The organism is Leifsonia sp. Ger2509, from assembly GCF_055231915.1.
This window is the reverse complement of the sequence record NZ_JBUYVB010000003.1, coordinates 60,313-72,644: the sequence shown is the minus strand read 5'-3', so window position 1 is coordinate 72,644 and position 12,332 is coordinate 60,313. Positions and strand designations below refer to the sequence as shown.

13 protein-coding genes and 1 tRNA gene are annotated in these 12,332 nt (G+C 66.8%); 3 read left to right on the top strand and 11 right to left on the bottom strand.

Annotated elements, in window-relative coordinates:
* Positions 1 to 113 precede the first annotated feature (113 nt).
* A complete protein-coding gene (locus ACV7NN_RS00650) occupies positions 114 to 647 on the top strand; it encodes a hypothetical protein (protein WP_463347674.1) in 534 nt (177 codons plus the stop codon).
* Positions 648 to 663: 16 nt separating this feature from the next.
* Entirely contained in the window at positions 664 to 1,785 is a 1,122-nt protein-coding gene (locus ACV7NN_RS00645; protein ID WP_463347673.1) for an FAD-dependent monooxygenase, read from the top strand.
* 76 nt (positions 1,786 to 1,861) lie between these two features.
* Here ACV7NN_RS00645 and ACV7NN_RS00640 read toward each other — a convergent pair.
* From ACV7NN_RS00640 to rplU, 10 genes are all read right to left on the bottom strand, one after another.
* Positions 1,862 to 1,937, bottom strand: a tRNA-Ala gene (locus tag ACV7NN_RS00640).
* Between the two features lie 95 nt (positions 1,938 to 2,032).
* Complete coding sequence (gene rsfS, locus ACV7NN_RS00635; protein WP_463347672.1) at positions 2,033 to 2,410, bottom strand: ribosome silencing factor; 378 nt, start codon at positions 2,408 to 2,410, stop codon at positions 2,033 to 2,035.
* A gap of 40 nt (positions 2,411 to 2,450) precedes the next feature.
* Complete coding sequence (locus ACV7NN_RS00630) at positions 2,451 to 3,920, bottom strand: hypothetical protein (protein WP_463347671.1); 1,470 nt, start codon at positions 3,918 to 3,920, stop codon at positions 2,451 to 2,453.
* Positions 3,917 to 4,519 carry a nicotinate-nucleotide adenylyltransferase gene (nadD, locus tag ACV7NN_RS00625; protein WP_463347670.1) on the bottom strand — a complete coding sequence of 201 codons (603 nt, stop codon included), beginning with the start codon at positions 4,517 to 4,519 and terminating at the stop codon, positions 3,917 to 3,919. Before nadD ends, ACV7NN_RS00630 begins: the two co-directional genes overlap by 4 nt.
* A gap of 11 nt (positions 4,520 to 4,530) precedes the next feature.
* On the bottom strand, positions 4,531 to 4,770 hold the full coding sequence (locus ACV7NN_RS00620) for a hypothetical protein (RefSeq protein WP_463347669.1): 240 nt from the start codon (positions 4,768 to 4,770) through the stop codon (positions 4,531 to 4,533).
* Positions 4,771 to 4,873: 103 nt separating this feature from the next.
* Positions 4,874 to 6,142 (bottom strand): glutamate-5-semialdehyde dehydrogenase, encoded by a 1,269-nt coding sequence (locus ACV7NN_RS00615; protein WP_463347668.1) that lies wholly within the window; start codon positions 6,140 to 6,142, stop codon positions 4,874 to 4,876.
* Between the two features lie 27 nt (positions 6,143 to 6,169).
* Positions 6,170 to 6,952, bottom strand: a complete 783-nt coding sequence (proB, locus tag ACV7NN_RS00610) for a glutamate 5-kinase (protein ID WP_463347667.1) — start codon at positions 6,950 to 6,952, stop codon at positions 6,170 to 6,172.
* A complete protein-coding gene (gene obgE, locus ACV7NN_RS00605; protein WP_463347666.1) occupies positions 6,949 to 8,490 on the bottom strand; it encodes a GTPase ObgE in 1,542 nt (513 codons plus the stop codon). Before obgE ends, proB begins: the two co-directional genes overlap by 4 nt.
* A gap of 127 nt (positions 8,491 to 8,617) precedes the next feature.
* A complete protein-coding gene (gene rpmA / locus ACV7NN_RS00600) occupies positions 8,618 to 8,872 on the bottom strand; it encodes a 50S ribosomal protein L27 (protein WP_163289946.1) in 255 nt (84 codons plus the stop codon).
* A gap of 30 nt (positions 8,873 to 8,902) precedes the next feature.
* A complete protein-coding gene (gene rplU, locus ACV7NN_RS00595; RefSeq protein WP_163289947.1) occupies positions 8,903 to 9,211 on the bottom strand; it encodes a 50S ribosomal protein L21 in 309 nt (102 codons plus the stop codon).
* A 265-nt stretch (positions 9,212 to 9,476) separates the two neighbouring features.
* On the opposite strand from rplU, the gene ACV7NN_RS00590 reads away from it, so the two are divergent.
* Positions 9,477 to 9,764 carry a DUF4031 domain-containing protein gene (locus ACV7NN_RS00590; protein WP_463347665.1) on the top strand — a complete coding sequence of 96 codons (288 nt, stop codon included), beginning with the start codon at positions 9,477 to 9,479 and terminating at the stop codon, positions 9,762 to 9,764.
* A 2-nt stretch (positions 9,765 to 9,766) separates the two neighbouring features.
* On the opposite strand, the gene ACV7NN_RS00585 is transcribed toward ACV7NN_RS00590, so the two are convergent.
* Positions 9,767 to 12,229, bottom strand: a complete 2,463-nt coding sequence (locus ACV7NN_RS00585) for an Rne/Rng family ribonuclease (protein WP_463347664.1) — start codon at positions 12,227 to 12,229, stop codon at positions 9,767 to 9,769.
* Between the last annotated feature and the right edge of the window lie 103 nt (positions 12,230 to 12,332).

Below are 12,332 nucleotides of genomic sequence, written 5' to 3'. Positions count from 1 at the left end.
GCTGCGACATCCGCCTCATCGCCTGCGGATCCGGCTGACCCTGGCATCCATCCCAGCCTTGTGCAACAGGTCCGTCGAGGGCTAGACAGGCAACGACCGAGCAATCGATCGGCGTGGATGCAGCACGGGAGAGCGAGCCGACCATGGACACGTCCAACTGGATCAATCTGGGGATCCTCCTCGTCGCCGGAATCGCAGCCGCCGTCGCGATCCTTCAGGCGGTCGACGCGCGTGGCGCGCGCGACGAGGCGAACACCTTCAAGATGGATGCGCTCGAAGCCTCGAGACTCGCTGCAAGCAGCGCGAAGGACTCCGCGAAGGCCCAGCAACGGATCGCGACGACGCTCGAGAAACAAGCGGCGCTCGCGAAACCGTGGATGTTCGAATCCGCCCCCGACGCCGACGGCAACAAGCTCTGGACGGTGACGAACAACACCGGCTCGTGGCAACTCCTCTGGCTCCGGACCGAGATCGAAGACGACAACCAGTGGATCACGGCCGCTGATGCTCCACCATTCGACCTCGCCCACGGGGAACGAACCACGTTCACGGTGCGCCGCGATCCGAACGCGCCTGACTGCATCCGGGTCATCGCGAAGTGGTTCAACGGTGATCAGGAACGTGAACAGTTCGAAGACCTCCGCTGACCTACGAAAGAACACGATGACGACGAAGAATGCGCTCATCTCCGGCGCGGGCATCGCGGGGGCATCCCTCGCCTTCTGGCTCGCCCGAACAGGATGGGCTGTCACCATCGTCGAGAAGTCCGGGTCCAGTCGCTCGAGCGGCAACCCGGTGGATGTGCGTGGAGACGCTGCGATCATCGCACGCGATATGGGCCTCGAGTCGCGTCTGCGTGCGGCGGACACCCGAGTGGATCGCGCAGCCTTCGTCGATCGCGACGGCCACGTGAAAGCGACCATCCGCACCCAGCGGCCGTCACCGCCGGACGGACCGCCCGACGTCGAGGTCGCGCGGGCGGATCTCGCCGCGGCACTGTTGGGTGCCGCGCAAGACGAGGTCCGCATCATCGAGGACGACTCGATCACCACGCTCGACCAGGACGCCTCTGGAGTCGACGTGCAGTTCCAACGCGGGCGACCGGCACGCTTCGACCTCGTGTTCGGCGCCGACGGCCTCCACTCGAACGTCCGGCGGCTCGTCTTCGGGCGCGAGGCGGACTACGCGCGACCGTTCGGCCTCTTCATCGGCACCGTGCGGACCGATGTCGACATCGCCGACCCCACCCGGGTGCTGCTCTACAACGAGCCCGGGCGGCTGCTGGCCATACACCCGGCGGGCGGACGACCAGGGGCCGCCTTCATCTTCCGCCACTCCGGCACGTTCGACTACCGGGACCTCCACGCGGGCCGCAGGATGGTGGAGAAGGCATACGCCGGCGCCGGGTGGCTGGCGCCGGCCATGCTGGACCGGTGGCGCGCTGCGGACGACGTCTATTTCGACGCCGTGACCCGAATCACCGTTCCCCGTTGGTCGAGGGGACGCATCGCCCTGCTCGGCGATGCCGCCGACTGCCTCTCGCTCCTCGGCGAGGGATCCAGCAACGCGATCGTCGCGGGCAAGACGCTCGCGGATGCGCTGGCTGCGTTCGCAGACGACCACGACCCAGCCTTCGCCGCCTACGAGAAAACACATCGCCGGCGCGTCCGGCACTTTCAGCGCGGGGCGGGCGTGGCCTCACGTTTTCTGGTGCCGAATCGCCGGACCGGCATCGCGGTCCGAGATTTCGCACTCGGAATCGCGTCGTCGGTGCGCAGGGGATGAGCGCATCGGCAGGGCACGAACGTGCCCAACAAGCGCGAAAAACCCCTGACCAAAATGGAGTTTGATCAGGGGATTTTGGTGGATCTGAGGGGACTCGAACCCCTGACCCCCTGCATGCCATGCAGGTGCGCTACCAGCTGCGCCACAGACCCAGACGCTGTTTTCGATCTCTCGGAAACAACCTCCTCAGACTACTACATTCGGCGCGCACGCAAAAACTGAGCAGCGCGGCGAGCGTGCCGATCGGCTATTCGGCCGACTCGTGGACCGGCAGTTCGAGTGGGACGACCGGGCAGTCCTTCCAGAGCCGTTCGAGCGCGTAGTACATGCGGTCCTCTTCGTGGAACACGTGCACGACGAGGTCTCCGAAGTCGAGGAGGATCCACCGGCCCTCGGCTTTGCCTTCGCGACGGAGCGTCTTGACGCCCGCCTCGTTGAGTTTGTCTTCGACCTCGCTCGCAATGGCGACGACGTTGCGCTCGGAGCGGCCGGTGACGAGCAGGAAGATGTCGGCGAGCGGCAGCGGGTTGGACACGTCGAGCGCGACCAGATCGTCGCCGCCCTTCGAGTCCGCGGCGCGTGCAGCGACCTGCAGGATCTCGATGGAACGATCGGAGGCGGTCACGCGTGTGCCACCAGGACTGCGGAACAGATGAGGGAAATGATCAGAAGACCTTCAGGATGTAGCCGGCGACCAGGAGTCCAACGACCCCGATGGCGAGGACCGCCGCCGTGATGGACAAAACGACGGGGAGACGGCCACCGCGCTTCTTGGGCGGAGTGATGACCCCGCGGGTCGACGTGTGCGTGCTGACCGCGCGAGATGCCCGGATCGGAGCCACGTCGGAGGTGTTGAACTCGTTCTCGTCCTGTTCGAACATGCGGTCCATGTCCGACGTGTCGAAGCGGTCCGGATGCTGGCCAGTCGAACCGAGTCCGCGCGGCAGGTCGATCGACCCTGTCACCAGGATCTCTCCCGTGCTCGTCAGCGGTCCCGTCGCGTCGGGCGCGGAGGGAACGACCGGCAGGATGAGCGCGTTCGTCGTCGTCGCTGCACCGGATGCCCCGACGCTGCGCGACAGGATCTGGTCGAACTGCTGGTTCTTGTCGTCCAGTTCGCCCGCCGTCGACCAATGACCGACCGGTGGCTGGTAGGGCTGGCGCTCCTCGCCGTTCGCGTTACCTTGTGCATCCTGAACAGGAGCCACAGGAGCGGGCGTCGCCGATGCAGGCACATACGCAGGCGGCTGCATCGACTCGACCGGCTGAACGGGTGCGGGCGGCTGAGCAAGCGGGATTCCGAAGCTCACGTTCTCTTCGGGTGCCGGCTCGACCGGCGGTTCGGAAGCCGCGTCGGGGGCGGAGTTCGTCGGCGTCAGAGGCGCGAACGGCCACGCCGTGGCAGCCGTTGGGCTCCCAGCGATCGGAGGAGCTGCGGCGGTCGCCGGGGCCGCCTCAGGTTCTGCTTCCGGCGGATTCTGGGCGAACAGGGCCGCAAGCGGGTCTGCGACGACGGGGGTGTCGTCCGACGGTTGGGTGGATGGAAGTCCATCGGGCGACGCAGCGTCGACTGCCCCGTCCGTACGGCCGCCCGCGAACTGGTTCGCTTCCTGAGCCTGGAGCATCGCGCGAAGTTCCCGGCGGGTGAGGGTGCGCTCCGGCACCCAAGAGTCGGACTCGTCCAACGCCGGCGTGGTCATCGCGGGAGCCGAAGGGAGTTCGGATGCAGGAACAAGCGCGACCGGCGTGGTGACCGGCTCGACGGCGTCGGCCGCCGGGGTTTCGCGGAAGAGCGGCGACTGCTGCGGCCCCGAGTCCGGCTCGTTCTGAGTGGGCGCCGGCTGGGCAAGCAGAGAGTCGAACGAGGTGCCGTAGGTCGGCAGGTTCGGCCGTGCCGGGGGCGCACTCGATGCGCCGAATGGAGCCGAGTCTCCCTGCGATTCGGCCTCTGCAGCGTCGCGACCGGACGCGAAGACGAAGGGGGTGGTCACGGCCGGGATCTCACCGGCCGGGGTCGGTTCAACGGTGGCCGCCCGACGGGACGAGGCCGGCGCATTCTCTTCGGGAGCCTTCAGGCGCTCCTGTTCGCGGGCCTGTCGCCGTGTCTGTGGCGGCTGGTCTTGCCACAAAGTCATGCCACACTCCGATACAGATGGTGTTTGGAGATGTACTGAACAACACCGTCGGGTACGAGATACCAGACAGGGAATCCCCTGCTCACCCGGCTCCGGCAGTCCGTTGACGAGATTGCCAAGGCCGGAACCTCCAACAAGCTTACGTCCTGGTTCGGCAATCCTGAAATGGTCAGGTCATGTCCCGGGCGACTCACAGCCACGAAATGAGCGAGCGCCCAGAGCTCGTTGACGTCGCGCCAACTGAGGATCTGAGCGATCGCGTCGGCACCCGTGATGAAGAACAGTTCGGCTTCAGGATGGGCGCGGTGGATGTCGCTCAGGGTGTCGATCGTGTAGGTCGGCCCTTCGCGATCGATGTCGACCCGACTGACCGTGAAGCGCGGATTCGACGCGGTCGCGATGACCGTCATCAGATAGCGGTGCTCGCCGGGCGAGACGTCGCCCTTCTGCCAGGGATGCCCGGTCGGCACGAAGATGACCTCGTCCAGGTCGAACGATTGGGCGACCTCGCTCGCTGCGACGAGGTGCCCGTGATGGATCGGATCGAACGTTCCACCCATCACGCCGATGCGTGGGCGGCGCTTCTCCGGCAGTGTCATGCGATCCGGGTTCAGTGCCCGGACTCGGTGGGGTGCCCCGTGCCGTGGTGGGTCGCACCCGGCGCCGTCGCGTGCTCGGCGGCGTGCGGGCCCGTCCGGTGGCTGTGACGGTTGGCGACGTCACGGTAGGTCCAGATGACGAAACCCAGGACGGCGAAGATGACTATGGCGGTGAGGCCGAACCCCCACGGCGGCATGAAGAGCTCTGTCGTGGACTCAGTCTGGGCCGCAATGGCCGTCGCGAATGACATATCGGGTGCTTCCTTTCCTCGGCGCGAACGCCATCCCACAGTCTAGTGCGCCAACGCTTCCGGTCCTCGCAAAGCGGCCACCCAGCAGCGTGTCAGCGGTGGCTCAGGCCCTGGTCTGACCTGAGCCGCGCACGACCCATTTGGTACTGGTGAGCTCTGGGAGGCCCATCGGACCGCGGGCGTGCAGCTTCTGCGTCGAGATCCCGACTTCGGCGCCGAAGCCGAATTCGCCTCCGTCGCTGAATCTGGTGGAGGCGTTGACCATCACGACCGCCGAATCCACTTCGGCGAGGAATCGTTCCGCGTTCTGCAGATCGTTGGTGATGATCGATTCGGTGTGCTGCGTCGAATAGCGGCGGATGTGCGCCATGGCCTCATCGATCGAGTCGACCACTTTGACCGTCACGTCGAGGCTCATATGCTCGGTCGACCAGTCCTCATCGACAGCTCTGACAGCGAACGGGAGGAGGGCGCGCGAGCGCTCGTCGGCGTGGATGGTCACACCCGCGTCGACCAGGCGTCGCGCCACCGCGGGCAGGAGCCGATCTGCCGCCGCCGAGTGGACGAGAACCGTCTCGACGGAATTGCACACGCTCGGCCGCTGCACCTTGGCGTTGTGCACGATCTCGACCGCCCAGTCCTCACGGGCCGATTCGTCGAGGAAGATGTGCACCACACCCGCACCGGTCTCGATGACGGGGATCTTCGACTCCAGGACGACCGTGGAGATGAGTTCCGCACTCCCCCGCGGGATGAGCACGTCGACGAGGCCGCGGGCCTTCATGAGCTCGGTCGCGCCGTCGCGCCCGAACTCGTCGATGGTCTGAACCGATTCCGCAGGCAGGCCGGACCCGGCGAGTGCCGACTGGATCACATCGACGAGAACGCGGTTCGTGTTGATCGCAGCGCTGCCGCCGCGCAGCACGACGGCATTGCCGCTCTTGAGGGCGAGCGCCGCGATGTCCACCGTCACATTGGGCCGCGCCTCGTAGATCGCGCCGACCACGCCGAACGGCACGCGTACCTGGGTGATCTTCACTCCGTTGGGCAATGCGCTCCCCCGGACCGCCTGGCCCACGGGATCGGTGAGCCCGACGATCTGTTCGACGGCATCCGCCAGGCCTTCGAGGCGCGCATCGGTCAGCGTCAGGCGGTCGATGAGGCCGGCGGACAGGCCGTTCTCGCGACCGTTCGCGAGGTCGAGTTCGTTCGCCTCGAGGATGCTCTGTGCAGATCGACGGATTCCGGATGCGATCGCGGACAGTGCCGCATCCTTCCGCGCTGTGGTCGCCGTGGCGAGCACGATCGAGGCCGACTTGGCAGCCGTCAGTTTGTCGAAGAGGGTTGCGCGGTCCAGCGTGGTCTCGGGCATGAGCCCAGCTTAATGGAAGGGTGGAACCTACGGCGCGGGGGCGAACCAGGTGCCGACGCGTTCCCCGCGGAGCGCTTCAGTGACGAGGGTCGTGGCCGTGAGGATGACCGCCGTGCCTTCCTCCGCGGCCTGACGCGCTGCGGAGACCTTCGTCAGCGCGCCGCCCGTGCCGACTCCGGACAGGCCGGTCGACCCGATCACGACGCCTTCGAGTGCATCGTCGAACGCGACCTCCTCGATGCGCTCGGCTCCGGGATCCTGCGGCGGCTTCGTGTAGAGGGCATCCACATCGGAGAGCAGGACCAGCAGGTCGGCTTTGACGAGCAGCGCCACGAGAGCTGCCAGCCGGTCGTTGTCGCCGAACCGGATCTCATGCGTGGCGACCGTGTCGTTCTCGTTCACGATGGGCAGGATGCGCAGGTCCAGCAATCGTTCCATCGCGCGCTGCGCGTTGCTGCGGTGCGTCGGATTCTCGAGATCCCCTGCCGTCAGCAGCACCTGCCCCGCGACGATGTCGTACCGGTCGAGGCTGTCCTGGTAGCGGTAGATCAGGACGTTCTGGCCGACGGCCGCTGCGGCCTGCTGGGTGGCGAGGTCGGTCGGTCGGGAATCGAGAGCAAGATACGGGATGCCGGTCGCGATAGCACCGGAGGAGACCAGGATGACCTGCGTTCCCCGGCCGTGCGCCTCGGCGAGGGCATCGACGAGCGGGGCGATCTGTCCCGCGTTGTCACCGCTGATGGACGAAGAGCCCACCTTCACGACGACGCGTCTCGCGGCGGGAACCTGGCTGCGATCCGCGATCGTCATTCCGGATCGGTCTCCTCACGTGAGATCTCGAAACCTTCGTCGTCGTTCCAGAGTCCGGCCTCGCGCTCGCGCACCAACTCCGCGCGCGCCTCGGCCTTCGCATCCATTCGCTCGAAGTACTCCTCGCGTCGCTGGTTGCGCGTCGGCCGGTGGTTGGCGTCGAGGCGCGCATCCGTACCGCGTGGAGCGGTCATGAGCTCGGCGGTCGAGGTCAGGGTCGGCTCCCAGTCGAAGACCACGCCGTTGTCGTGCCCGATCACGACGGTCGACCCTGCAACGGCACCGGCCTTGAAGAGTTCGTCCTCGACCCCGAGTTTGGCGAGTCGGTCCGCGAGGAAGCCAACCGCCTCGTCGTTCGCGAAGTCGGTCTGGGCGACCCAACGCTCCGGTTTGGCACCGAGGATGCGGTAGACGTTTCCGAACGATCCACCCTCGACACGCACGACGAACCCGCCCTCGTCGACGGCCTTCGGGCGGATGACGATGCGCGGCCTGACCAGTTCGGCGGCGGCCGCCTCAGCGCGGGCCTTCTCGACGACCTCCGCGAGCGCGAACGACAGCGGACGCAGGCCCTCGTGGCTCACGGTCGAGATCTCGAAGACGCGGTACCCGCGCGACTCGAGTTCAGGCCGAACGAAGTCGGCGAGCTCGCGCCCGTCAGGAACGTCGATCTTGTTCAGCGCGATGAGCTGGGGGCGCTCCAGAAGCGGCACCTGGCCGTCCGGCACCGGATACGCGGCCAGTTCGGCGAGGATGACGTCGAGATCGCTGAGCGGATCGCGTCCCGGCTCGAGCGTTGCGCAGTCGAGCACGTGAAGCAGTGCGCTGCAGCGCTCGACATGGCGCAGGAATTCGAGACCGAGTCCCTTGCCCTCGCTGGCGCCTTCGATGAGACCGGGGACATCCGCCACCGTGTAGCGGACCTCTCCCGCCTGGACGACGCCGAGGTTCGGGTGCAGGGTCGTGAAGGGATAATCGGCGATCTTCGGCTTCGCAGCGGAGATGGCCGCGACGAGGCTGGACTTTCCGGCGGACGGATAGCCGACGAGCGCGATGTCCGCGACCGTCTTCAATTCGAGGTTGACATCGCCCTCCCACCCCGGAGTGCCGAGAAGGGCGAATCCGGGTGCCTTGCGCTTGGTCGATGCGAGCGCAGCGTTGCCGAGGCCGCCCTGGCCTCCGGGAGCCACGACGAAGCGCATCCCCGGCTCGTTCATGTCGACGAGCTCGTTGCCGTCGACATCCTTCACGACGGTGCCGAGCGGAACGGGCAGTTCGAGCTCTTCACCGGTGTGACCGCTGCGGTGATCGCCCATGCCGAAACCGCCGTTGTCCGACGACCGGTGGGGGTTGCGATGGTACCCGAGCAGTGTGGTCACCTGCGGGTCGGCGACGAGCACGATGTCGCCACCGTTGCCGCCGTTGCCGCCGTCGGGACCCGCCAGCGGCTTGAACTTCTCGCGACGGACCGAGACACACCCGTTGCCGCCGTTGCCGGCGCGGAGGTGCAACGTCACGTGATCCACGAACGTTGCCATCGATACTCCAGGTGCGCTTGTTGTTAGGGACTACGGTACTGCGTGGCGGGGATTCGCCGAGGTGCTCAAACACGGATGGGCGAGCCGAAGCTCGCCCATCCGAAAAGCCGTGTGTGTCTGGTGCGTGTTAGGCGTCGACCACGATGTTGACGACCTTGCGGCCGCCCTTGTTGCCGAACTCGACCGCACCGGCGGCGAGGGCGAACAGGGTGTCGTCTCCGCCACGGCCGACGTTCACGCCGGGGTGGAAGTGCGTGCCGCGCTGGCGGACGATGATCTCGCCGGCGCTGACGACCTGGCCACCGAAGCGCTTCACGCCGAGGCGCTGGGCGTTCGAGTCACGGCCGTTGCGAGTGGAGCTCGCTCCCTTTTTGTGTGCCATCTGCTTCTTCTCCTAAGCCTTGGGTCGGCGCTACGCGATGCCGGTGATCTTGACGCGCGTGAGCTCCTGACGGTGGCCCTGGCGCTTCTTGTAGCCGGTCTTGTTCTTGAACTTCTGGATGACGATCTTCGGGCCGCGAAGGTCGCCGAGGACCTCTGCGGTGACCTTCACCTTGGCGAGCGACTTCGCGTCGGAGGTGATCTTGTCACCGTCAACAAGCAGCACAGCAGCCAGCTCGACGTTGCCGTCCTTGTCGGCCTTGATGCGGTCCATCGTCACGATGGTGCCGACCTCGACCTTTTCCTGCCGACCACCGGCGCGCACAACTGCGTAAACCACTTTTACGTACCTTTTCTCTGGGGATCCGCACCCGCGCTTCGAAAAGCTGCTGCTGCAGTTCCTACTTATTCTTCAGGGAGTCACTGGGGAGAATGGAGCCGCCCTTTCGGCGCTCCACCTCTCAGAAAACCATGGCAAACGTGCGGGCTACGCCCAACACACACCAACGGTCAACTTTACCTGATGGGTCTTCCCCGGTCAATTCGCGGCGCGGCGCGGGCTGTAGCCCACTCATCCCGGCACGACCGGTTCCTACAATCATCCTATGACGGTGCTGATCGATCCCCCGGTGTGGCCGGCGCACGGCACGCTCTGGTCGCATCTGGTGAGCGATTCGTCGTTGACAGAATTGCACGATTTCGCCGAGGCGAACGGCATCCGCTCCCGGGCTTTCGACCTCGATCATTACGACGTGCCCGCCGAGCGGTACGACCAGCTCGTCGCTGCCGGAGCGACCGCGGTCAGCGGCAAAGACCTCGTGCGGAGGCTGCGGGCCAGCGGGCTCCGCATCCCGGCTAAGGAACGCGAAGCCCGCAGGCGCACGCAGGACTAGGGTCAGTCCTCCGACTCGGTGCGCGTGACCTCGGGCGCGATGACCCCGCCCGACAGGGATGCGGTGGTGACCCGGCGGTTGCGGCTGCGACCCTGGCCGGGCTGCTTGGGCTGGGGCAGGGCATCGAGAACGGAGTCGAGCAGCTGCTCGGCTTCCTTGGTCTTCACGCGTCGGTTCGTCTTCGGCGCGGGTGCGACGGGGATATCGAGGATGGCCACGGGCTCGGCAGGCGCCGCAGCCGTCTCTGTGATGGCGTCCGGCCCGGCCGGAGCCTCGTCGACAGTCGCTGCGACGTGCTTGCCGTGCACGGGTTCCGCACCGTCCTGCGTGGCGGCCTGGTTCGTGCCCGCCTGCTCCGCGCCCTGCTCCTCATGAGCGTGGGCGAGGATCGTGCTCGCGGCGATCTGGGCGAGGGCGTTCTTCGCATCGTCGGTGATGGCGTGGGTCGCACCGTTCGTGGTCGACGGAGCCGAAGCGCCTCCCGTGTTCTGCTGTCCGCCCTGGCCGCCACGACCGCGGCGACGCTCGGTCGGCGCCTGCTGCGCCGGACGGTGCTTCACAACGGGATCGTGATGCACGATGACTCCGCGGCCCGCGCAGACCTCGCACGGCTCGCTGAACGTCTCGAGCAGGCCGAGGCCGAGCTTCTTGCGGGTCATCTGGACGAGACCGAGCGACGTGACCTCCGCCACCTGGTGCTTCGTGCGGTCGCGGCTGAGGCACTCGATCAGTCGTCGCAGCACGAGGTCGCGGTTGGTCTCGAGGACCATGTCGATGAAGTCGACCACGATGATTCCGCCGATGTCGCGTAGGCGGAGCTGGCGGACGATCTCTTCTGCGGCCTCGAGGTTGTTCTTCGTGACCGTCTCTTCGAGGTTGCCGCCGGATCCGACGAACTTGCCGGTGTTCACGTCGACGACCGTCATCGCCTCAGTCCGGTCGATGACGAGCGAGCCGCCGGACGGAAGCCAGACCTTGCGGTCGAGCGCCTTCTCGATCTGCTCGCTGATGCGGTACTCGTCGAACGCATCGCGGTCTCCGGTGTACGGCTCGACGCGGTCGAGGAGGTCGGGGGCGACCTGGCGCAGATAGCTCTCGATGGTCTGTTTCGCTTCGTCGCCCGCGATGATCAGCTTCTGGAAGTCCTCGTTGAAGACATCCCGCACGATCTTGATCAGGAGGTCGGGCTCGCTGTGGAGCAGCGCCGGCGCCTGGACCGTCTCGACCTGCTTGCTGATGTCCGCCCACTGCGCCGTGAGGCGGTTGACGTCGAGCGTCAGCTGCTCCTCGGTCGCACCTTCGGCCGCCGTGCGCACGATGACGCCGACGTTCTCGGGAAGGACATCCTTCAGGATCTTCTTGAGGCGAGCGCGCTCGGTGTCCGGCAGCTTGCGGCTGATGCCGTTCATCGAGCCGTTCGGCACGTAGACGAGGTAACGACCGGGAAGCGAGACCTGGCTCGTCAGGCGTGCACCTTTGTGGCCGACGGGGTCCTTGGTGACCTGCACGAGCACGCGGTCGCCTGGCTTCAGAGCGAGCTCGATACGGCGCGGCTGGTTGCCGGTCTCCGCCGCATCCCAGTCGACTTCACCGGAATAGAGCACTGCGTTGCGGCCCCGCCCGATGTCGACGAACGCGGCCTCCATGCTCGGCAGCACGTTCTGCACGCGTCCGAGGTAGACATTCCCGATCAGTGATGCTTCCTGCGAGCGCGCGACGTAGTGCTCGACGAGCACCTTGTCTTCGAGGACCCCGATCTGGATCCGGCCGTTCTTCGAGCGGACGATCATCTGGCGATCGACGGACTCGCGACGAGCAAGGAACTCGGCTTCGGTGATGACCGGACGGCGGCGGCCCGCGTCCCGTCCGTCACGACGGCGCTGCTTCTTGGCCTCGAGACGGGTCGAGCCCTTGACACGCTGCGGTTCGGTGATCAGCTCGGGTTCGCGCGGGGCGCGGACCTTGACGACGGTGTTCGCTGGATCGTCCGAACCGGGCCGGCTCTCGTCGCCGGGGCGACGTCGGGCGCGACGGCGCACCGTGCTGGGCTCCTCGCCCTCATCGCGGACGCTCCGCGGCAGCGGGGGCAGGGGCTTGATGTCGGGGGCCTGGAAGAGGATCGCGGTAGCAGGGCGCTGCGGGGCCGCAGGCGCCGCCTGAATCGCCTGCTCCGGCTCCGAAGGTTCCTCCTGCGCCTCGTCCACGCCGCGGGTGTCCGCAGCGGTCGGCGGTTCGGCTATGGTGCCGCCGGTGCGCGTGCCCGCCGCCGAGGTGGGCTCCTTGACGGGTGACGCGGCGGCGGCCGCCGGCTCGGTCGTCACAGGCTGGGCTTCGTCCGGCGAGGTCGAAGTCTTCTTCGACGACTTGCGTGCCCCGAAGAGTCGCGTGCGCTTCCTCGATCCCGTCTCGGCGGATGCATCCGCCCCGTTTGTCTGCGTGTTCTCGGTATTTTCGTTTTCCACCATCTCTGGTGCACTCCTCAACCGGGTGGGCGACCGCGCCACCTGCCCGGGTACTCTCCAGAGCGGAAACCACGCTGCGCGCCGTTCCGCCAATCCTTTACACGTG

Excerpts from the sequence above, each read along its gene's own strand:
- ACV7NN_RS00645 (WP_463347673.1), top strand. The coding sequence starts at position 664 with ATGACGACGAAGAATGCGCTCATCTCCGGCGCGGGCATCGCGGGGGCA.
- ACV7NN_RS00630 (WP_463347671.1), bottom strand. The coding sequence starts at position 3,920 with ATGACTTTGTGGCAAGACCAGCCGCCACAGACACGGCGACAGGCCCGC.
- nadD (WP_463347670.1), bottom strand. The coding sequence starts at position 4,519 with ATGACACTGCCGGAGAAGCGCCGCCCACGCATCGGCGTGATGGGTGGA.
- ACV7NN_RS00620 (WP_463347669.1), bottom strand. The coding sequence starts at position 4,770 with ATGTCATTCGCGACGGCCATTGCGGCCCAGACTGAGTCCACGACAGAG.
- ACV7NN_RS00615 (WP_463347668.1), bottom strand. The coding sequence starts at position 6,142 with ATGCCCGAGACCACGCTGGACCGCGCAACCCTCTTCGACAAACTGACG.
- proB (WP_463347667.1), bottom strand. The coding sequence starts at position 6,952 with ATGACGATCGCGGATCGCAGCCAGGTTCCCGCCGCGAGACGCGTCGTC.
- obgE (WP_463347666.1), bottom strand. The coding sequence starts at position 8,490 with ATGGCAACGTTCGTGGATCACGTGACGTTGCACCTCCGCGCCGGCAAC.
- rpmA (WP_163289946.1), bottom strand. The coding sequence starts at position 8,872 with ATGGCACACAAAAAGGGAGCGAGCTCCACTCGCAACGGCCGTGACTCG.
- ACV7NN_RS00590 (WP_463347665.1), top strand. The coding sequence starts at position 9,477 with ATGACGGTGCTGATCGATCCCCCGGTGTGGCCGGCGCACGGCACGCTC.
- ACV7NN_RS00585 (WP_463347664.1), bottom strand. The coding sequence starts at position 12,229 with ATGGTGGAAAACGAAAATACCGAGAACACGCAGACAAACGGGGCGGAT.